At 70.2% G+C, this 19,415-nt stretch carries 20 protein-coding genes; 11 read left to right on the top strand and 9 right to left on the bottom strand.

The window, feature by feature from the left end:
* Positions 1–58: 58 nt before the first annotated feature.
* The gene (locus J2S55_RS28455) at positions 59–1,606 is read right to left on the bottom strand and encodes a serine hydrolase domain-containing protein (protein WP_306867163.1); all 1,548 of its coding nucleotides are present in this window, start codon (positions 1,604–1,606) and stop codon (positions 59–61) included.
* Between the two features lie 198 nt (positions 1,607–1,804).
* Here J2S55_RS28455 and J2S55_RS28450 point away from each other — a divergent pair, with 198 nt between their 5' ends.
* From J2S55_RS28450 to J2S55_RS28425, 6 genes are all read left to right on the top strand, one after another.
* A complete protein-coding gene (locus J2S55_RS28450; protein ID WP_306875604.1) occupies positions 1,805–2,056 on the top strand; it encodes a transposase in 252 nt (83 codons plus the stop codon).
* Between the two features lie 128 nt (positions 2,057–2,184).
* Positions 2,185–2,658: a hypothetical protein gene (locus tag J2S55_RS28445; RefSeq protein WP_306867161.1), complete on the top strand. Its 474-nt coding sequence runs from the start codon at positions 2,185–2,187 to the stop codon at positions 2,656–2,658.
* Positions 2,659–2,660: 2 nt separating this feature from the next.
* Positions 2,661–2,810 carry a hypothetical protein gene (locus J2S55_RS28440; protein ID WP_306867158.1) on the top strand — a complete coding sequence of 50 codons (150 nt, stop codon included), beginning with the start codon at positions 2,661–2,663 and terminating at the stop codon, positions 2,808–2,810.
* A gap of 288 nt (positions 2,811–3,098) precedes the next feature.
* Positions 3,099–4,025 (top strand): TIGR03619 family F420-dependent LLM class oxidoreductase, encoded by a 927-nt coding sequence (locus J2S55_RS28435; protein ID WP_306867155.1) that lies wholly within the window; start codon positions 3,099–3,101, stop codon positions 4,023–4,025.
* On the top strand, positions 4,022–4,666 hold the full coding sequence (locus J2S55_RS28430; RefSeq protein ID WP_370879800.1) for a hypothetical protein: 645 nt from the start codon (positions 4,022–4,024) through the stop codon (positions 4,664–4,666). Before J2S55_RS28435 ends, J2S55_RS28430 begins: the two co-directional genes overlap by 4 nt.
* Before the next feature lie 234 nt (positions 4,667–4,900).
* A complete protein-coding gene (locus tag J2S55_RS28425; RefSeq protein WP_306867150.1) occupies positions 4,901–6,250 on the top strand; it encodes a carotenoid oxygenase family protein in 1,350 nt (449 codons plus the stop codon).
* A 647-nt stretch (positions 6,251–6,897) separates the two neighbouring features.
* Here J2S55_RS28425 and J2S55_RS28415 read toward each other — a convergent pair.
* The 3 genes from J2S55_RS28415 to J2S55_RS28405 all read right to left on the bottom strand — a co-directional run bounded on the left by J2S55_RS28415 (position 6,898) and on the right by J2S55_RS28405 (position 8,722).
* Positions 6,898–7,692, bottom strand: coding sequence for a nucleotidyltransferase domain-containing protein (locus J2S55_RS28415; RefSeq protein ID WP_306867148.1), 795 nt, complete (start codon positions 7,690–7,692; stop codon positions 6,898–6,900).
* A 91-nt stretch (positions 7,693–7,783) separates the two neighbouring features.
* A complete protein-coding gene (locus tag J2S55_RS28410) occupies positions 7,784–7,996 on the bottom strand; it encodes a hypothetical protein (RefSeq protein ID WP_306867146.1) in 213 nt (70 codons plus the stop codon).
* Positions 7,997–8,224: 228 nt separating this feature from the next.
* Positions 8,225–8,722 carry a P-loop nucleotide/nucleoside kinase family protein gene (locus J2S55_RS28405; protein WP_306867143.1) on the bottom strand — a complete coding sequence of 166 codons (498 nt, stop codon included), beginning with the start codon at positions 8,720–8,722 and terminating at the stop codon, positions 8,225–8,227.
* 224 nt (positions 8,723–8,946) lie between these two features.
* Here J2S55_RS28405 and J2S55_RS28400 point away from each other — a divergent pair, with 224 nt between their 5' ends.
* The 5 genes from J2S55_RS28400 to J2S55_RS28380 all read left to right on the top strand — a co-directional run bounded on the left by J2S55_RS28400 (position 8,947) and on the right by J2S55_RS28380 (position 14,260).
* On the top strand, positions 8,947–9,429 hold the full coding sequence (locus J2S55_RS28400) for a MarR family winged helix-turn-helix transcriptional regulator (protein ID WP_306867140.1): 483 nt from the start codon (positions 8,947–8,949) through the stop codon (positions 9,427–9,429).
* A 140-nt stretch (positions 9,430–9,569) separates the two neighbouring features.
* Positions 9,570–11,303, top strand: coding sequence for a thiamine pyrophosphate-binding protein (locus tag J2S55_RS28395; protein ID WP_306867137.1), 1,734 nt, complete (start codon positions 9,570–9,572; stop codon positions 11,301–11,303).
* Positions 11,300–12,259: a hypothetical protein gene (locus J2S55_RS28390; protein WP_306867133.1), complete on the top strand. Its 960-nt coding sequence runs from the start codon at positions 11,300–11,302 to the stop codon at positions 12,257–12,259. Before J2S55_RS28395 ends, J2S55_RS28390 begins: the two co-directional genes overlap by 4 nt.
* Before the next feature lie 342 nt (positions 12,260–12,601).
* A complete protein-coding gene (locus tag J2S55_RS28385; RefSeq protein ID WP_306867131.1) occupies positions 12,602–13,066 on the top strand; it encodes a hypothetical protein in 465 nt (154 codons plus the stop codon).
* Between the two features lie 6 nt (positions 13,067–13,072).
* Positions 13,073–14,260: a GDSL-type esterase/lipase family protein gene (locus J2S55_RS28380; RefSeq protein ID WP_306867128.1), complete on the top strand. Its 1,188-nt coding sequence runs from the start codon at positions 13,073–13,075 to the stop codon at positions 14,258–14,260.
* Between the two features lie 4 nt (positions 14,261–14,264).
* Here J2S55_RS28380 and J2S55_RS28375 read toward each other — a convergent pair whose 3' ends face one another.
* The 5 genes from J2S55_RS28375 to J2S55_RS28355 form a co-directional block, all read right to left on the bottom strand.
* Complete coding sequence (locus J2S55_RS28375) at positions 14,265–14,990, bottom strand: alpha/beta fold hydrolase (RefSeq protein WP_306867126.1); 726 nt, start codon at positions 14,988–14,990, stop codon at positions 14,265–14,267.
* A 156-nt stretch (positions 14,991–15,146) separates the two neighbouring features.
* The gene (locus J2S55_RS28370; protein WP_306867124.1) at positions 15,147–15,830 is read right to left on the bottom strand and encodes a 4'-phosphopantetheinyl transferase family protein; all 684 of its coding nucleotides are present in this window, start codon (positions 15,828–15,830) and stop codon (positions 15,147–15,149) included.
* Positions 15,814–16,197 (bottom strand): hypothetical protein, encoded by a 384-nt coding sequence (locus J2S55_RS28365; protein ID WP_306867122.1) that lies wholly within the window; start codon positions 16,195–16,197, stop codon positions 15,814–15,816. The genes J2S55_RS28370 and J2S55_RS28365 overlap by 17 nt, the downstream gene beginning before the upstream one ends.
* A 761-nt stretch (positions 16,198–16,958) precedes the next feature.
* Positions 16,959–17,666, bottom strand: a complete 708-nt coding sequence (locus J2S55_RS28360; protein ID WP_306867120.1) for a maleylpyruvate isomerase family mycothiol-dependent enzyme — start codon at positions 17,664–17,666, stop codon at positions 16,959–16,961.
* A 22-nt stretch (positions 17,667–17,688) separates the two neighbouring features.
* On the bottom strand, positions 17,689–19,368 hold the full coding sequence (locus J2S55_RS28355; protein ID WP_306867117.1) for an acyl-CoA carboxylase subunit beta: 1,680 nt from the start codon (positions 19,366–19,368) through the stop codon (positions 17,689–17,691).
* Positions 19,369–19,415: the final 47 nt, after the last annotated feature.

Here is a 19,415-nt window from a genome sequence, read left to right as displayed (position 1 = left end):
GTTGGGATGTGATGTGGAGTGGTGCTACTTCGCCCCCGTGGCGTCAGTCCGTACGTGCTCAGGCCGTGAGGTTGAGCCCGGGCGGCACACCGACCGGGCGGGTGCCGTCGGGCTGGCGGACGAACCGCAGCCGGTATGTGCCGGGGATACTGACCAGGAGGTCGTCGCCGTCCGGGCGGAGGGTGACCATGCCGGCGGAGAAGCAGCCGCCGGGGGCCGGCTCGATCGGCGCCACCAGGCTCAGCCCGAGCTCCAGGACACCTTCATCGGTGATCGTGGCCAGGGTTCCGACCTCGGGGCTGAGGTAGACGGCCGCCGGCAGCATGGCGCCTTCGACCGGCGCCGCGCAGGGCAGGAAGGCGCGGGCCCGTCCCGGGGCGTAGATCGACCCCGCCCTGATCTCGCCGTCGATCACCTGCAGCCGGTTGTCCCCACCGTGCCAGGTCCCGTCGCTCGTGAGCGCGAACGTGCCTGAGAGGTGGCCGCCGCCGGTCAGCGTGATCCTGCCGTCGTCCGCCTGCTCGACCTGGAATGTCGTCTCGGTGCCCGAGTCGTGCCAGAACCCGCTCAGCGCCTCGGCCGCCGCATGGTCTTCGATGAGGGCGGGCCGGGCCTCGTCGGGCAGCCCGGCGGCCAGGCGCAGCGCCTGGTAGCCGACCCTGCCGGGGTCGATCGAGGTGTTGTTGGTCAGCGCCGCGATGCCGATGCCCTGCTCGGGCAGCAGGAGCAACTGAGAGCGGTAGCCAGGCGCGCCGCCCGCATGGCCGAACGCGGGCTGCCCGCTGACCGTCGTGTGGTAGATACCGAGGGCATACGGAGCATCCGTGTCGTCCCGTTCGAGCAGCGCGTCGCGTACGTCAGCGCCGAGGACCCGGCCGTCGTGGAGGAAGCCGAACCACGGCCCCAGGTCGGCGACGCTGGTCACGATCATGCCGTCGCCGACGGCGCACTCCTCGGTGTCCGCGCGGCGCACCCCTTGCTCCGAGACGTCATAGCCGTAGGCGTACCTCGCCAGCGGCTCCTGGCTGTCGTCACGGAAGTGGGTGTCGGTCATGCCCAGCGGGGCGAACATGCGCTCGGTCGTGAACGCGCGCAACGACTGCCCGGTGATCCGTTCGATGGCGGACGTCACGAGGATGTAGCCGGTGTTGGAGTAGGAGAAGTCGGTGCCCGGCTCGAAGTTGACCTCGGCCAGCCCGGCGACGAAGGCCAGCGCCTGGGCTTGCGTTATCCGGGTCAGCGACCGGCCGGCCAGCATGGACAGGGACAGCCACTCCCGCAGGCCACCGGTGTGACGCAGGCACTGGGCGACGGTCACCGGCACGGACAGCTTGAGCTCCGGCAGGTGTTTGCGAATGTCGTCGTCCAGTGAGAGCCGCCCGTCGCGGCACAGCAGCAGGGCTGCCGTGGCCGTGAACTGCTTGCTCATCGACGCGATGTCGAACCGCGTCCGGGTGTCGATCGGCACCTCGAACTCCACGCTGGCCATTCCGGCAGTTGCGTGGTGGATCAGCTTTCCGTCGGAGTAGACCCCGATCGCGAGCCCGGGACCTCCTGGCCGCACCGACGAGTGCACCAGGTCAGACAACCTCTCTGCGACATCCATGCCCGACATGGTGGCAGGGGGGTGAAGCGCCAAAGTTTGTCAGAACACCCAAATTAAATGGCCTGGACATTGGCCTGCGCGACCAAGTGCCGCGCTTGGCCGACCGCTGCTGACGTGTGGACGGGGTCTCCCCCTGAGATGTGGACACCTCGAGTGCCAGATCATGGAGATCTGGAGACCAAGGAGTTCCTGGTGGCCATGGAGGTCCACCCGCCCGAGTTCAAAGCCGACGCCGTCGCGCTGTACCTGGCAGATCCGGCCCGGACGATCGTCTCGGTGGCCCGGGACCTGGGCATCAGCCCTGAGACGCTGCGATTGTGGGCGCGTCAGGCTCAGCCGGCGGGCACGTCCTCGGCACCGCCCACCGGACGCCCGCGCACGACCGGCGGCGCATACCTGACAGTGTTTTCACTCTGTCCGGCCCACCTCTGTCCGATCCACCTCCGGTAACGATCATGTAGCGTCCGGCCGGATGCGGGCTGCGGGCGGCTGGAATGGAGGGCATGCCGTTACTGCCGCGTCGCCTTTCCTCCCGAGTTGATGTGCCGGTTGTCGCGGCGGAGGTGGTTCCGCCGCGGTTGCGTACTCCCCGGCCGGCGGCGTGGTGGATCGTGCCGGTCACGCTGCTGGTGGGTGGGGTGGTCGGTGGGCTGGCGTGGCTGCTGCTGGGGGCCGGGTGGAGCGCGGCCGAGGCCACCGCCCGTCAGGGCGCGATCCAGACCGCGCTGGCGGCCGGTGCCGGGGTCGGCGCGGCGGTCACGCTGATGCCGGCCTTCCGCCGTCAGCGCCACCAAGAGCACGCCGCGCACGTCACCGCCTACCTCGCCGAACGCAACGCCCAGCTGACCGAGCAGATCGCCGAGCGCAACGCCGCGCTGGCCAAGCAGGTGGCCGACAACACCAAGCACGACGCCACCGAGCGCCGGGTGACCGACCTGTACACCAAGGCCGCCGAGCAGCTCGGCCACGAAAGGCCGCGGTGCGGCTGGCCGGCCTGTACGCGCTGGAGCGCCTGGCCCAGGACAACCCCGGTCACCGCCAGACCATCGTGAACGTGATCTGCGCCTACCTGCGCATGCCGTACACCCCGCCTGAGCCCGCGCCCGCCCCTGATCCCGAGCGGGACCGCACGGCCGCGCTGCGGGTGGCCCGGCGCCGCTACCAGGCCGCCCGCGCCGGCATCGCCCCGCCCCAGGGCGCCTGACCGCAGGCGGCGGGCCGGCGGTGACGCATCCAAGGCGGACACTGGACAGTGCACAGGCACTGTCTGATCAATCTTTCAGTGCTGAGACTCCAAGATCGTTATCAGCGCTGACGGCTGTCCGCAGGTTCCTCAACCCCGGGATCCCAGCCTGCTCCAAGTCCCATCCAAGGGGTGTTGCCTAACGTCTCCCTGGACACTCGACCAAGAACGTCCAGGGGTTGAGATGCGTACGCAATATGCACCTCGGTCCTGCCCGGCTTTCCACGGCGAATTACCAAGGAATTTCTCATGCAGATCGGATACGCAGTCCCGCAGTACGGTGCTTTCGCCGACCCGGATTTCATCCGGCAGGCCAGCACGGACCTGGAGGCCATGGGCTATAGCAGCCTGTGGGCGGGTGATCGAATTATGCTGCCGCTCGCACCCAGCGATCCCTACCCAGGAGGAGACGGCGAGATCCCTCCGGCCTTCGCAACGTTCTTCGACCCGCTGACCGCATTGACGCTGGCCGCGGTCAGCACACGGGAGGTCCGGCTGGGAACCAGCACGCTCAACGCGCTGTGGCAACCGCCGGTCCTGCTTGCCCGCATGCTGACCTCGCTCGACCTGCTCAGCCGCGGACGGCTGGACGTCGGCATCGGTCTCGGATGGCTGCGTGACGAATACACCGCGACCGGGGTGCCTTGGCAGGGGAGGGGAGTCCGGCTCGAAGAGACGCTCGACCTGATGGAGGCCGTCTGGAGCAGTGAGGTGGTCGAGCACAAGGGCACGCTCTGGACCGTGCCGCCGTCGCACATCGACCTCAAGCCCTTCCAGCGGCCGCGCCCCCCGATCCTGCTCGCCGGTTACACGCCCCCGGCTCTGGAGAGGATCGGCCGGCGAGCCGACGGTTGGCTGTGCGCGGCGATGCCCATGCCCTATCTGACCTCCCTGTGGGATGTGGCGCTGCAGACCGCGGCACGCGTCGACCGGGACCCGTCGGCCCTGCGAATGGTGGTGCGCGTCAATCCGCAGATCACCGATTCCCCCGCGCCCGACGACCAGGTGCCGCACGCCGGAACCGTGCAGCAGATCGGTGACTACCTGCTGACCCTCGCCCAGGCCGGTGCCCACGAGGCGTTCGTCGACCTGCAGACGACGACGTCCTCGCGCGGTCAGTTCCTGGACGTCGCGCATGAGCTCATCACCAGGCTGCACGCCGGCGCTTTCACCTGACCTACACCCTCCAAGGCATGCGCAAGCTGCTGATCCGCAACGGCTACACCTGCCAGATCCCGGCCGTTGTTGATCCCCCTTGCGGGGGAGCCAGTTGGTCCCCCGGAGGGAGGTTCCGGACCCGGGGCTGTTCCAGGCTCAGCAGCATGACCTCGATGAAGTCCCCCAAGGCCATGTGGTTCGGAATCGCTGCACTGGCTCCCTACATCCTGATGAAGACCTACTGGGCGTTCGGCGGGAACGCCGGCCGACCGGCCGGTGATCTCGGCGCCGGGATGCGCGCCAACGGCGCACCCGAGGCACTGGTGTGGATGGAGCAGCACGGGGTCGACTTCACCGTGCTGGGCGCCCTCGGCGGGGTGTTGCTGCTGATGGCGCTGGCCCGCCCCTGGGGCGAGCGGCTGCCGCGCTGGGCACTGCCCGTCCCGGGCTGGATGGGCGCGCTGGCCCTCACCCCCTACGGTTTCGCCACCTTGATCGCCTCGGCCGTCGGCTTCACGGTCGGCGACGCCGAAGGCTGGTCCCCTTGGGTCGGCTACGTGGGCGGACTCGCCTTCGCCGGACTGGGCCTCTCACTCGCCATCTGCACCCGCTCCTACCAGCGCCGTACCCGCCCCTCGGCCGTCCTCGCCCGCTCCTGAGCATCTTCGCTCCGTCCGTCCGCAGAGGGAGCTCCCGCGGACGCCGGCGGGCCGGGTGCCCGCGCCGGTCTCGTCACGACCTCCGTCCGAGCCTGCCGCCGAAGATCCTCGCACCGCCCTGGCCTGCGCGTACGCCGGGCGGCTGACGGCGTCCGGCAAAACAAGACTGTTCTTCGCGGATTTCCCCGCGCATGGTTGTCGGCGTCCCCCGACCACGCCGACAGGAGATCCACCATGGCCGAGACCGTCCCGCTGCATCTCGCGGGCAACAACGCGCCGATCGCGGAGGAGGTGACGCTGGAGCCCGCCAAGGTGACGGGCGAGATCCCCGCTGAGCTGTCGGGCCAGTTCTTCCGCAACGGGCCCAACCCGCGCACCGGCTGGTCGCCGCACTCCTTCGCGGGCGACGGCATGATCCACACGATCGCGCTGGACGGCGGCCGGGCGCGCTGGTACCGCAACCGGTACGTCCGCACGCCGCTGTACGAGCACCCCGGCGAATCCCGGTTCGCCCTCGCCTTCGATCCCGGCACGGGCCGGATCGACTACCGGGTGACCACAGCCAACACGCACCTGATCGCGCACGCGGGCAGGCTGTTCGCGCTGGAGGAGGGCGGCTTCCCGTACGAGGTGACGCCCGACCTGGCCACCGTCGGGGCGTACACCTTTGACGGGGCACTGCAGACGCCGATGACCGCGCACCCGAAGACCTGCCCGATCACCGGTGAGCTGCTGTTCTTCGGCTACCGGCTGCGCCCGCCGTACCTGACGTACTACCGCGCCGACCCTGCGGGGAAGGTGATGCAGACGCGGGTGATCGACGTGCCGCGGGCGACGATGATGCACGACTTCGCCGTCACCCGCGAGCACGTGATCTTCCTGGACCTGCCGGTCGTCTTCGACGCGGCCCAGGCCGCCGCCGGTGCACCGCCATGGCGCTGGGATGACGCCCATCAGGCCAGGTTCGGCGTCCTGCCGCGCACGGCCGGCGACGACGCGCCCGTACGCTGGTTCGACATCGCGCCGTGCTACGTCTGGCACACCATGAATGCCTTCGAGGACCCCGCCACCGGCACGATCACGGTCACCGGCACCCGGGTGCCGTCGCTGTGGCGCGGCGGCCCCGAGGACGTCGGCGGCGGCCTGCCCACGCTGCACCGCTGGACCCTGGACCCGCGCGCGGGCACGGTCGCGGAGGCCCCCATCGACGACGCGCCCAGCGAGTACCCGCGTGTCGCCGACAGCGCGATCGGGCTGCCGCACCGCTACGGCTACACCACCAGCTTCGCCCTGGAGGCCGAGCCGGAGCGGTCGGAGATCTACGCCTACGACCTGGCCGACGGCGGCGTACGGGCGGTGCACCGCTTACCGGCCGGGCACACCTGCGGCGAGGCGGTGTTCGTGGCGGCGGGCGCGGCCGGGGAGAACGACGGCTACCTGATGACCTTCGCCCACGACCGGGCCACCGACCGCAGCTACCTGGCCATCCTGGGCGCCGCCGACCTGGCTGCGCCGCCACTGGCCGAGGTGCATGTCCCGGTCCGCGTCCCGGCCGGCTTCCACGGCAACTGGATCCCGGCCTGAGCATCGGGATACCGTTCGCCGAGTCTCAGTGACCCTCAGCTGAGCGGTCGCGCGGACAGGTGACGGTCATCGGCGTCGATGGGGCTGGGCGTCCCAGCGGTGAGTGTGCCAGGCTCGGCGGGTCAGGTTACGGACGGTGATGATGGCTTCGGCGAGGTCGGAGAAGGCCTCCACGTTCCCTAAAGGCGATCCCGGCCGAGATCGTCACCGCCACCAGGTCGTGGCACGCCTGGCCGCTCGCCTACCTGAAGGGCAGCTTGTGGGACCGTATGGACGAATTCGCGGAGGATCCCGACCTCGACAAACTCGCACACCAGTTGATCATGGCCGCCACCCGTCCAGCCATGAATCACGCTTCGTGCGGTTGATCGCCATAGCCCCGCCGAACTCGGCGGTCCCGGTGAAGGCCACCCCGCCGAACCGGGCGTCCCCGGTGAAGGCCGCACTGTCAAACAGGGCGTGAAAGACCATGCCTCGGCGTCGCCCCCGGGCGGCTGGATCGTTGACCGGGGTGAGGTGGGCCGGGGAATGTCCGGCCATGGGTGAGGAAGGGGCGCCATCTACCAGGCGTACCGGGACGGGATGGAGAACCTGAGCCGACGGGGGCGGCGAGGTACTTCAGCTGGCTGTGTGTCAGCCCGTTTCAGTCAGCGGCCTTGATCGATGATGTCGTGAAGGTACTGCATGGCGAGCTTCTCGGCGTGGTGACGCCGTTCAACGATCGTTCCACCGGCATCGGACCATCGGCGGTAGAGATCGACGGTGGCGAGGAGCGCCCGTCCTGCTTCATGGCGGTCGTAGCCGCACAGCGTTGCCTGAAGGGCGCGCGCCTCTTCGGGCGCGATGGTCTCCAGGTGGCGTACACCGCGGGGGATCGCGCCCACCCGGCGGGCGGCCAGGGGGCCGAGCACGGTCTCGCGCAGGTAGGTGAGGAAGCTGATGGCCTCGAACAGTTCCCCGCGGCCGAGCTTCGTCGCGCCGTAGTGCACCCAGATCCAGAACCGGTCCTCGATCCACTGGAGGTCGAACGCCGGAGTGACCGGCAGCTGCTGGGCGAGGACGCGTGCCAGGAGGCCGTCCCGGTCCCACAGGATCTCCAGGTCCTCGATCCGCTCGGCGAAGTCGGAGGCACGGACGAACTTGAAGTCGACGTGCAGGAGGGGCGGCCCGACGAGCGTGATGATCACGCGCGGCTCGCCGACATGCTCCCCGGTGAATCCGGCCACCAACGAGGCCCAGGAACCGATCAGCACGAGCCGCTCCCGCATGACCGCGTCGTACGCCTCGTCATCGATGACCAGGATCAGATCCACGTCCGAGTAGACATCGGGGCGGCCTCCCACGATCGACCCGGTGATCGCCACGCCGGCCACGCGCGCATCCTCCCGGATCCGAGGAAGCGTGTCACTGAGGAACCTGCTGTGCAAGGAGGGGACGTCCATCTGCTTTCCTTCCGATCGGAGCAAAGCAGATCAACGTAACACTCAGCCGGGCGGGAATCGCAACCCGAATTTCTCATAAACGACGGCACCCTCAATCGGAGCCGGCGTCCAGGACAGCTTGGGCGTGTGGCAGCAGCCGAGCGTAGAGCGGCCAGGAGGAGATGCGCTCGGGGTCGTCGGGCAGGGCGGCCTGCAGCAGGTCGGCGGCGGCGGCGCCGTGATGGGCCGCGACGTCACCAGCGGCGAGAAAGGCAAGGACGTCGACGTCCACGCTTATCGTGAGTGACTCTAAGTGGTCAGTCATGTATGACAAGTAACGTGGATGCCGACTTGCCCTCACAGTATTCGGAGGTCTTCCGGCATGTCAGGTGCACCGCCTCGGTACTACCGGCCTGAGCGGGCACCGGCCCGCGACGCCTGCCGACCTCATGAGCCAGGCACAACGACGAGATCTGCCTGGTCCTGGCCCTGCCGGGGAGACTCACAGTGGCCGAGTCACCTGACCCGTCTCACCCCACACCGCAGGCGCCGATCATCCACGTCGACCCAGAAGCGGCTCGTCGAAAAGAGCGAGCTCGTCAGCGTCCGGAGCCTGGAAGATCTCAACATACTCCTCAAGCAGCTCGCGGCTGACCGGGGCCGTCCCAGGCACCCCTTCCCCGTTGCGGGCTTCCAGACGGCGGCACAGCTCGTCGACCGGCGCAGCAAGGTAATGCAATTCGACGGGAAGACCGAGTGCGCGGGCTCCCAAACGCTTCTCATCGCGCTCAGCACGCGCCCAGAAGCCGAACTCCAAGATCACACTCTGCCCTAGCCTCGACAGATCCTGAGCATGCTCCCAAAACCGCCGCTCAAGCCGGTCGCGGATGTTCTCGTCGAACAGGTCGATGCCGAGATCAGCCATCCATTCGTCCGGACACAGCCGCACAGCAGGAAGCTCTCTCGCCAAGCGCTTGGCCAGTGTCGTTTTCCCGGAGCCAGGCAGCCCACACAGCAAGATCAGCCTGGGTTCAGGGCTCACATCATCCATCAGGCGCCTCTACAGCACCGCAGCAAGGTCACTACGGCATGCTCGCGCAACAGCCCAGCAGAAGGAAATGGTCAGCCCCCACGCGGGGCCCGTTTCTCAGCGGGCTGTCGGCCTACGCCGCGGCCGCCGACCCGGTGCTGGCCGCCGCCGCGAACAGCCGGAAATTTTATCGGGAATCATATCATTAGGTAACCGAATAATATGGGCAAGCTAGCATTGGCCGCGTGGAGCCGCAAGAGTCCGTCACCCGGAGCCTGGCCTTCCTCCTCGGCAAGCTGGGCCAGACGGCGACCAGCCGGTTCGCCGACCGTCTGGCCCCGCTCGGCCTGCGCCCCCGGCACTGCGCCGTCCTCGAACTGCTGAGCCCCGCTCCCCTCGGGCAGCTCGCCCTCGCGCAGGCCGTCGGGGTGACGCCCAGCGTCGTCGTGGACATGCTCGACGAGCTGGAGGCCGTCGGCGCCCTGCGCCGGGTGCGTGACAGCGCGGACCGGCGGCGGCAGATCGTGGAGATCACCGATGACGGGCGGGCCCTGGCCCTGTCCGCCGCACGCCTGGCCGAGCAGGTCGACGCCGAGCTGCTCGACGCCCTCGACCCCGCGCAGGCGACGGCCCTACGGGAGATCCTGGTCCGCGTCGCCACCGCCCAGGGCCTGCCCGTCACCCAGGCCGCGCCGGGCGGCGGCCGTACTGCCGCGCCGTCCGGTTGATCCGGATATCGGCGACAGATCCGAAAACTCCCCTTTCAAGGGGATGTGATGTCAGTCTGGGGAGTGATGACCTGCGGACAGGCATGCGATGACCATGTCATCGGATGATGCGCAGTTAAGGTTCCCCAGGAGGCATGTCGGTGCGGAGCATCGGAGCACGGTCCCAGGACGGGACGACCGTGGCGGAGTTTCTTCTCGACCGGCTCGACGCCATGGGCGTGGACGCGGTGTTCGGCATCCCGGGCGGGAACATATCCGCCTTCATCCAGGCCCTGCGCGGACACCCGAGGATCAGGTTCGTCATCGCCTCCCACGAGGGAGGGGCGGCCTTCATGGCGGACGGGTACGCGCGCTCGACAGGGAAGCTGGGCGTGTGCCTCGTCACCGCCGGCCCCGGCGCCCTCAACGCGCTGACCGGCGTCGCCTCCGCCCACCGCGACCAGGTCCCGCTGCTGGTGGTGGGCGGCCAGGTCCCGACGGACCGCTTCGGCCTGGGGGCCATCCAGGACAGCAGCGATCTGGGCGTCAACACGGCCGCGATGTACTCCCACGTGACCGGATACTCGACCGGCGTGAGCGACCCCGGCTCGTTCCCGCGCGTCCTCACCCAGGCGATCAACGTCGCCACCGGCCCCCGCCCCTGCGCCGCCTACCTGGCCGTCCCCGCCGACCTCGCCCGCAGACCCGTCGGGAACGAGACCGAGAAGGTCTCGGCGGCGCCGCGGCGGCCCACCGTGGAACTCGACCCCCGGGAGGCGCGGCGCGTCATCCGGACCCTCTCGCAGGCACGGCGCCCCTTGATCTTTCTGGGCGGCGGCGCGAGGGAGGCGCTGCGGTCCGGCCACTCCTCCTTCCGGCGGCTGGTCCACACGTTGGGGGTACCCGTCGCGACCAGCCTGCGCGGCAAGGGCGTCTTCCCCGAGAGCGACGACCTGTCGCTCGGCGTGCTGGGGATGGCGGGTGCCGAGCGGGCGGCGAGCTACGCGGCGGCGGGGATCGACGCCCTGGTGGTGATCGGCAGCGGGCTCGGGGAGTGGGCGACCAGGGGCTACGACCGGGCCTTCACCGGTGCCTCGACCTATTTCCACGTCGACCTGGACCCCTCGGTCTTCGGCCGGTTCCTCGAAGGCGGCGATCATCTCCACGTCGACGCCGAGGTCTTCCTCCGCGCCCTCTACCGCGAACTGCCCCGCTCCGGCGGGGCCGCCCGAGCCGTCCCCGCCGCGGCCCGGCGCCCGCCGTACGGGCCGGTCCCCGCGGCGGGCGGGCCCGGCGTGTCCCCGGCGGCGGTGATGCTCGCCCTCAACGACCTGCTCACCGGAGAGGAGGATCTCTACGTCGACATGGGCAACTGCACGGCGTGGGCGACCCACTACCTGATCGTGGACCCGCCGACCCGCATCTTCTACCCGTGCGGGCTGTCCTCGATGGGCTGGTCGTGCGGCGCGGTCGTCGGCGGGAGGATCGGCACCGCGGAGCGCGCCGCGATCGCGCTGCTGGGCGACGGCTCGTTCCTGATGAACGGCAACGAGGTGCGGACCGCGGCGAAGAACCGGGTGGGGGCCGTGTTCGTCGTGCTCGACGACGGCTACCTCGGCATGGTCAACCACGGTGAGCACGAGCAGAGCGGGGGCGCCTTCCCCCTGGACGACGACCACTACGGCCTCGGACCGGTGGACCTCGTCCAGTTCTCCCGCGCGCTCGGCGCCGACGCCCACCCCGTCGGCGACATCGCCGCGTTCCGGGAGGCGATGCGCGCGGCCCGGGCCGCGGCGGCCGGGCGGTCCCGGCCACAGGTCGTCGTCGTCAAGACGGACCACCGGGTGAGCCCTCCCTACGGGGAGCGGTTCACCGCGGTGGCGGGGGACGCGTGACGGCCGGGGGGCCGCGCACCGGGATCGGCATCGCCGGTCTGGGGTCGGCCCTGCCGGGGACGTCCGTGGCGGCGGGATCCACCGCGTCCGCGCCGTCGGCCGAGAGCGAGCTGTTCAGCGGGTCCCGCACCCGCCGGGTCCTGGGGCCCGGGGAGGCGGTCGAGGACCTGGCGGTGTCGGCCTGCCGCCGGGCCCTGGAGAACGCGGACGTCGCCCCGGAGCAGGTCGACGGCCTGTACGGGTACATCACCGTCCCCGAATACCTGAGCCCGAACGGGCTGTTCCGCGTCCACCGCGACCTGGGGCTCGGACGCCACGCGCTCGTGGTGCCGATCAACTGCGAGTTCGGCACCTTCGTCATGGCACTGGCCCTGGGCTGGGAGGCCATGCGAGGCGGGCGTCTCACCCACACCCTCGTGACCGTCGGGTCGAACTGGAGCCGCCATGTGGACAGCCGGAACCCGCACGCGGGGACGATAGGGGACGGCGCGGGCGCGGCCGTGCTCCGCCGCTCCACGCGCATGGTGATCCTCGACTGGATCTCCGACACCAACAGCGCCGAGTACGGCGCGATGACGATGGCCGTCCGCCCGGACGACGGCGGCACGGCCCGGCCCACCTACCGGATCGAGCCCGACTCCGGGGTGGCGGCCTTCCGGTCCTCGGGGATGGACGGGCCGCCTGACCTCGTCGAGCGATTGCTCGACCGCAACGGGATCACCGCCGGGGAGGTGACGGTGATCGGTCACCAGGCCTCCGACGTCCTGATCGACCACTGGAAGGAGCGCCTCCGCCCGGCCCGCTACCGCGACACGCTCAGCCTGTACGGCAACCTCACCGTGGCCTCCGCCGCCGTGACGCTCGACGCCTCCGCCGACGCCCTCGACACGCCGTATCTGGTCGTGTTCGGCGTGGGCATCGGCTCGTACCAGATCGCGATGCTGATCAGACGGTAGGACCCGGCGCCGGGCCGCCCGGCGGCGGAGCCGGGCCGTCACCGGAGGCCCCGCCGCCGTCAAGCCGTCGGCCCGGCGCCGGGAAAGTCAGCAAATACGGAGAAGCCGGTCCCAGGACCTCCTCGCCACAATAGGCATTCGGCTCGACAATGCCGCCGCGGGAAATGCGGGGCGAGGGAGGGTCCGCCACGGCATTCGCGGCGGGCATACGGTCGTGATTTCCGGGATCGAGGTCTGTACATGGCAACCGGGACAGCTTCAGCGAGCTCTTCTCCAGTCCGGATATCGGCCCTCAACAGCCGATATCACCAGGCCGCATTGGGCCTTTATCTGTTGTTGGTCGTGGCCCACTGGGCCGAGCACGTCGCCCAGGCGATCCAGATCTACGTCCTGGGCTGGCCGCTCCCCGAGGCGCGTGGCGTGCTGGGCCTGCCGTTCCCCTGGCTGGTCAAGTCCGAGTGGATGCACTACGGCTACGCGCTGCTGATGCTGGTCGGCCTGATCATCCTGCGCAAGGGCTTCACCGGCAGGTCGCGGACGTGGTGGAACGTGTCACTGGCCATCCAGGTGTGGCACCACTTCGAGCACCTGCTCCTGCTCACCCAGGCGCTCACGGGCTCGAACCTGCTGGGCCGCCCCGCTCCGACCAGCATCATCCAGCTCATCGTGCCGCGCGTGGAACTGCACCTGTTCTACAACGCGATCGTCTTCCTGCCCATGGTGGTGGCGATGATCCTCCACCGGCGTCCCCGCGTGTCCGAGCGCGCCGCGATGCGCTGCAGCTGCGCCGTCCCCGCCCACGGGTGACAGGGAATGGCGGGTGGACGGGCGGTCCGCGGCCCTGCCGTCCCGGCCACGGCTCCGAGCCTGATGATCGTCGGTGACTCGATCAGCCACGGCCTGGAAGGCGACTACACCTGGCGGTACCGGCTGTCCCGGAACTTCGACAAGCACGACTTCCCGGTCCGCTTCGTCGGACCGGGGAGAGGCACCTCGGTGCTGCCGCCGAGCCGGCCGGGCGACCGCCCGGCCGGCTCGGCAGGTGCGGCCTGCGCGGCCTGCGCGGCAGAGGCGGCAGGGATGGCGTGTACGGCCTGCGCGGCCGGTGCGGCGTGTACGGCCTGCGCGGCCGACCCCGTCCACAACGGCCGTTACCGGCCGGGGATCGGCTTCGGCGGCAGCAGGCACCACGCGAGGTGGGGCCGCCGGCTCCACGAGGCCAAGGACGACATCCGGGAGACCGTCGCCGCCCACGCCCCCGGCTATCTCATGGTCGAGCTCGGGTTCAACGACCTGGCCTGGGGCGTGTCCGGCCCCGACCGGCTGAGGGCGGACATCGAGACCTTCGTCCGGCGGGCCCGTGAGGCCGATCCGGACATCCAGTTCCTGATCGCCAACGTCGTCCATCGCACACCGCTGGACTCCAGCCCCGGTCTGCCGGACATCATCACCTCCTACAACGAGGCGCTACCGGCCACACTGGCCGCGATGTCGACGGCCCGGTCGAAGGTCGTCCTCGTCGACCTCGACGGCGCCTACGATCCCCACAACGACGCCTACGACGGTCTCCATCCGAACAGCATCGGCGAGTTCAAGATCGCGAAAGCGTTCGCCGACGCCTTCTCGTCGGCGTTCGCCCACGGCCGGGTGGATTTCCTCGACCCGATCCCCCGCACGGCCGACCCACTCGTGATCTCCGCGCCGGCCGGCATCACCGCCACCCCGCACGGCTCGCACATCAGGGTCTCGTGGCCGCACGTGTTCGGCGCGAGCGGGTACTGGCTCTACTGGCGCGACGCCACCGTCGGGCAGGGCTTCCAGAGGTCACCGCTGCCGATACTCGCCGACAGCGTGGCGTCACCGGCCCAGGCCGGGCACATCTACGAGTTCATGGTCAGCGGCGCGCGCGGGTCCCAGGAGACCCCGGCCACCGAGATCGCCGCCGCCGTCCTCGACGGGCGGCCGGCGCTGTCCCTGACAGGCGGTCAGGCGGGGCGCTGAGCGGTCAGTTCTGCTGGGAGACGATGTCGGTGAGGAGCGTGACGAGCTGGTCGGGAGCCGACACCATCGGCCAGTGACCGGTCTTCAGGGTGTGGAAGGTCCAGTTCGGCTCGGCGCGCATGGCCGCGACGTCGTCGGAGACCCTGCCGTCGAAGTGCTCCAGCTCGCACACGATGTAGCTCGCCCGCTGCTGTGTCAGCGGCCGCGCCAGGACCGCCGGTTCGGACAGCGTGCGCCCCGGGTGGCCGACAGAGCGCTCCACCAGCCACCGTGCCTGCTCGATGGACAGGTCCTGCCCGTCGGCCACGGCGGCGACGTCCGGGACGGGCCAGCGGCCCCGGTTCTCGGCGATCAGCCGGAGCTCGTCGGCGCGCTGGCGCTCCGGGAAGACCTGGAGCATCGACGTGCCGTCGTGGGGCAGGAACCCCTCCACGAACACGGTGCGCGCCACCCGGCCGGGTGCCCGGTCGGCGACCTGACCGGCCACGATGCCCGAGTAGCTGTGCCCTACGAGGGTGACGTTCCGCAGGTCCTCCGCCTCCAGGAGCATCAGCACGTCATCGACGTGGGTGGCCAGGCCGACGCCCGAGACGTCAGCCTCGGGGCTGGCCAGTCCTGACAGCGTGACCGGACGGACGTGATGACCGAGCGCGCGCAGCCCGCAGGTCACCGGCTCCCAGACCCAGGCACCCGTCCACGGGCCGGGAATCAGGACGAAACAATTCTTCACGGAAGATCAGTTCCTCTCCTTACGCTAAGGCTGTCCTGAACGGCGCGGGGGGCCGGCCCGGTGGTCCCTCATATCCATATCCGCAGGCCGGCCGCCCCGCAGGGCACAACTTCGCATTTTCATTCAGCAGCCTTTTACCAATACAGTCAAGTGTTGTCAGGCCACCATGTCCGCCATGGCGGGCAGCGAGAACGGGATCGACTTAAGGTCGAGGGCGTCCGACTCCGACACCGTGACCGGGAAGTCGTCGGCGATGACCGCGACCATGCCGGCGTATCCGCTGCCGGGGTCGAGGGGATGGAGTTGCACCCGCTCGGGAGGGATGTCCAACGGCCAGCCGAGCAGCGCGGGCCTCTCCCGCGGACTGCTCACCTCCACCTGGTCCGGAGGGATCCGCAGTCCGTGGCCCGTCGCCTTGAGCACCGCCTCCTTGCACACCCACATGCGGGCGAAGGCGAGGTGCTGCTCGTGATCGGGGAAGGTCCGCAGGATCTCCTGCTCGGCCGGCGACAGGGCGCACCGCACGAGCTCGTCGACCGGGCAGGAGGGCACCTCCTCCACGTCGACCCCCAGCCGCCCGGCGGGGCTCAGGGCCACCGCCACGCGGTTGGCCGAGTGGGAGATGGAGACGTGCAGCTCCGCCCCCTCGTTACGGATGTACGGCTTGCCGTGCGGCTTGCCGCAGTCCGAGCACCGCCGCTCCACGGGGACGTCCTCGGGAGGGACGCCCAGCTGGAGGGCCGCGGTGGTGCGCAACAGCCAGGACGCGGTGAGATACCGGAGCCGGTCGGGCTCGCGACGGAAGGTCGCGGCCCGCTCCAGCTCAGTTCCACTGAGCACGCTGGTCAGGGCCTCGGCCTGGTGATCCCGTGGATCCGCCCACCATACGCTGCACTCCCCAGCCTTTAATATGGGGGTAATCATGGTCAGCCTCCTTCGATTCTCGATTACCGGTTGTCAGAATGTGACAGGTCGCGAGTTTCCAGTGGTTGACGGCCGGATCGGCGAGAATTTCGATCACCTTGGCGCAGATCTGCTCACTGGTTGTTTCCTCGTCGGTGTGGATTCGAATAACGATTTCCCCGGTCGCCTGCCTGAGGTCTTTACGCCATTTCTCGGGCAGTAGCGCCAGGATTCGGATTCCGTCCACCGGTGAATTGTTCGACGGGTCTCCTCCGCTCCGCCGCATCGTCAGCTCGACCAGCATGGCTCTAACCCCAAGGCGTGTCGGCGGCGGTGGGCGCGGAGTCCCAGGTGGTACCGGCGGCGACGGGCGGTGCGGAGTGCCCTGTCGCGCCCGCGCCGGTCGACACGGATCGGCCGCCGATGACGACGGCGCCTGGGACGGCACCGGAGACAATCGCCGCCGGCACTTTCACGGCGGCCCTGGAATTGCCTGTAGACGCGGCCGGGCTTTTCATTAACTACCCCTTTCTCGGCTGTGTGTTCGTTCTCGCATAATCAACTCTGCGCTCTCGGCGGCCCGCGGACCAGACAGATCGGAGTCAGCAAGTTGCCCGGCCCTAACCGCTTCCTGCCAGCGCGGCGCCGGATGGCCGCGCGTGCCGGGTGGGAGACGCTCCCCCGGACGGGAAAAGCCCGTACGCCGGAGCCGGCGCGGGGCTGCGAGAAGGCACGGGGCCGCGAGAGGGAAGAGGCCGCGAAAGGGGGAAGGGGGAAGGGCCGCACGAGGAGGCGGCCGGGCACGCGGCTCAGGCCGCGGAAAGGGCCGGGCACGCGTCCCAGACCGGGGAGGCGGCCGGCCACGCGACCCAGGCCGGGGACGCGACCCAGGCCGGGGACGGGGCCGGGCTGGGGACGGGGCCGGGGACCGGGCACGCGGCTCAAGGCCCACGCGGGTCAGGCCGGAGAAGGGGGCGGGGTGGCTCTCAGCAGCTCTGAGACGGCGCTTTCACGCGGGGGAAGAGCCCGGTCGGGACGGTTGTCAGACGCCCTGAGACGGCGCTTTCACGCGGTGGTGAGCGCGCTCTCCGCCGGTCGCTCCGGCGGGGTGAACGGCCCCCAGGTGAAGGCCGGCAGCCACGGCCGCGGGTCCTCGCTCCAGTGGAGCCGCGCGATCTGCGCGGATGTGCGCCGCCCGGCGAGCGACCGGTACAGGTCGTGCCGGTGGGCGCTGAGCGTGGCCGCGGGCCGCCCCGCCGGGCCGGCCGTCCACCGGGCGCCGGGGGTCTCGATCCGGAGCGCGGGAAGGCCGCGTGCGCTCACCTCGGCGGACAGACCCGAGACGACGACGTCGAGCGCGCCCGGGTAGGCCGGGTGCTCGGCGGGCGGCGGCAGGCCCAGGGCGTAGCGGATGTCGAGCTCGTGCGTGAACGCGTCCATCGTCATCACGCCGCCACGCCGGGCGGCGTCACCGGCGACGAGCCGCTCCACCTGCTCGCCCGCCGTGGTCCAGGCGGCGAGGAGGGCGGCCAGAGCGGCGTCGCCCGGGAGCGGGCCCACCACGGGCCGGCTCCCCAGCCTCCCGGCCACCCGCGCGCAGATCTCGACGAGGTGGGCGACGACCTCGCGGACCGTCCACCCCGGGCAGGCGGCGACGGCGAGGTCACCGGCGGCCGGACGGCCGGCCAGCAGCCGTGTCACGTTCTCGCGGACATGGCGGTAGGCGACGTCGGCCGGCACCCGTTCCCAGTCCGGCACGTTCACAGCGGCCACAGCGGCGCGTTCCGTGCCGGTGTCACAGCGGCACGTTTCCGTGCTTGCGCTGCGGCGGCTGCTTGCGCTTGTTGCGCAGCATCGCCAGCCCGCGGGCCACCACCGCCCGCGTCTGCACCGGATCGATGACGTCGTCGACCAGGCCGCGCTCGGCGGCGTAGTGCGGGTGCACGAGCTGTTCGGAGTACTCGGCGACCAGCTCCGCGCGGAGCTCGGCCGGGTCCACGGCGGCGGCCAGCTCCCTGCGGAAGATGACGTTCACGGCGCCCTCGGCGCCCATCACCGCGATCTCGTTCGTCGGCCACGCCAGCGAGAGGTCGGTGCCGATGGAGCGCGAGTCCATCACGATGTACGCGCCGCCGTACGCCTTGCGCACGATGACCTGGATGCGCGGCACGGTCGCCTCGCAGTAGGCGTACAGCAGCTTGGCGCCGTGCCGGATGATCCCCGCGTACTCCTGGTCGGTGCCCGGAAGGAAACCGGGGACGTCGACCAGCGTCACCAGCGGGATGTTGAAGGCGTCGCAGAACCGCACGAACCGTGCGGCCTTCTGCGACGCGACGACGTCCAGCACACCGGCCAGCACCATGGGCTGGTTGCCGACCACTCCGACCACGTCGCCGTCGATCCGTGCCAGCACGCAGATCACGTTCGGCGCCCAGCCCTCGTGCAGCTCCAGGAATTCCCCGTCGTCCACCAGCTCGGCGACGACCTGCCGCATGTCGTAGGGCTTGTTCGGCTCGACCGGGACTATCTCGGCCAGCCGGGGCCGCACGTCCGTGGCCGCGTCGTAGGACGGCGTGCTGGGGGGGAACTCCAGATTGTTGCTGGGCAGCATCGAGACGAGATAGCGCACGTCCTCCAGGCAGCTCTCCTCGTCGTCGTGGACGAAGGTGGCCACGCCCGACCGGCCGCCGTGCACCTCCGCGCCGCCGAGCTCGGCGTGGCTGACCCGCTGGCCGCTCACCGCCTCGACGACGTCGGGACCGGTCAGGTACATCTGCGCGGTGTCGCGGACCATGAAGGTGAAGTCGGCCAGCGCCGTGGAGTAGGCGGCCCCTCCGGCGCAGGGCCCGAGCACGACGCTGATCTGCGGTATCACTCCCGACGCCTGGACACTGCGCTGGAAGATCCCGCCGTATCCGTTGAGGGACATCACCCCCTCCTGGATCCGGGCGCCCCCGCTGTCGTTCAGCCCGATGAAGGGGGACCCGGTGGAGATCGCCAGATCCATCACCTTGTGGATCTTCGAGGCGTGGGCCTCGCCGAGCGAGCCGCCGAAGACGGTGAAGTCCTGGGCGTAGACGAACACCCGGCGGCCGTGGATCGTGCCGGAGCCCGTGATCACACCGTCGGTGTACGGGCGCCGCTCCTCGATCTTCAGACCGTGCGACTGATGGCGGCGGTACATGTCGATCTCGGTGAACGACCCCTCGTCCAGCAGCAGGTCTATCCGCTCGCGGGCCGTATGCTTGCCGAGCGCGTGCTGCCGGTCGACCGCCTGGCGGTGGCCGGCGGTGACCTCCTCACGCAGCTCTTCACGCTGCTCGCGCAGCAGGCGCATGGACCGGGTCTGGGGCTGCGGGACCGGTGGCTCCACCCGTCGGGGCCCGCTCGCCTGGCCGTCGGGACGGCCGTCGATGACCTCCTCGACCGGCGTGGGCAAGGGGACGAGTATGAAATCGAGCTCCGAGGTGCTCATCAGCGCTCCTTCCCCTGGCCGTCCAGGTTCCCCTGGGCGCCCAAGGC

This window comes from Streptosporangium brasiliense, from assembly GCF_030811595.1.
In the GTDB taxonomy this organism is placed as follows: Bacteria; Actinomycetota; Actinomycetes; order Streptosporangiales; family Streptosporangiaceae; genus Streptosporangium; species Streptosporangium brasiliense.
This window is presented reverse-complemented; position numbering and strand designations above follow the sequence as displayed.

Excerpts from the sequence above, each read along its gene's own strand:
- J2S55_RS28455 (WP_306867163.1), bottom strand. The coding sequence starts at position 1,606 with ATGGATGTCGCAGAGAGGTTGTCTGACCTGGTGCACTCGTCGGTGCGG.
- J2S55_RS28450 (WP_306875604.1), top strand. The coding sequence starts at position 1,805 with ATGGAGGTCCACCCGCCCGAGTTCAAAGCCGACGCCGTCGCGCTGTAC.
- J2S55_RS28435 (WP_306867155.1), top strand. The coding sequence starts at position 3,099 with ATGCAGATCGGATACGCAGTCCCGCAGTACGGTGCTTTCGCCGACCCG.
- J2S55_RS28425 (WP_306867150.1), top strand. The coding sequence starts at position 4,901 with ATGGCCGAGACCGTCCCGCTGCATCTCGCGGGCAACAACGCGCCGATC.
- J2S55_RS28415 (WP_306867148.1), bottom strand. The coding sequence starts at position 7,692 with ATGGACGTCCCCTCCTTGCACAGCAGGTTCCTCAGTGACACGCTTCCT.
- J2S55_RS28410 (WP_306867146.1), bottom strand. The coding sequence starts at position 7,996 with ATGACTGACCACTTAGAGTCACTCACGATAAGCGTGGACGTCGACGTC.
- J2S55_RS28405 (WP_306867143.1), bottom strand. The coding sequence starts at position 8,722 with ATGGATGATGTGAGCCCTGAACCCAGGCTGATCTTGCTGTGTGGGCTG.
- J2S55_RS28380 (WP_306867128.1), top strand. The coding sequence starts at position 13,073 with ATGGCGGGTGGACGGGCGGTCCGCGGCCCTGCCGTCCCGGCCACGGCT.
- J2S55_RS28365 (WP_306867122.1), bottom strand. The coding sequence starts at position 16,197 with ATGCTGGTCGAGCTGACGATGCGGCGGAGCGGAGGAGACCCGTCGAAC.
- J2S55_RS28355 (WP_306867117.1), bottom strand. The coding sequence starts at position 19,368 with ATGAGCACCTCGGAGCTCGATTTCATACTCGTCCCCTTGCCCACGCCG.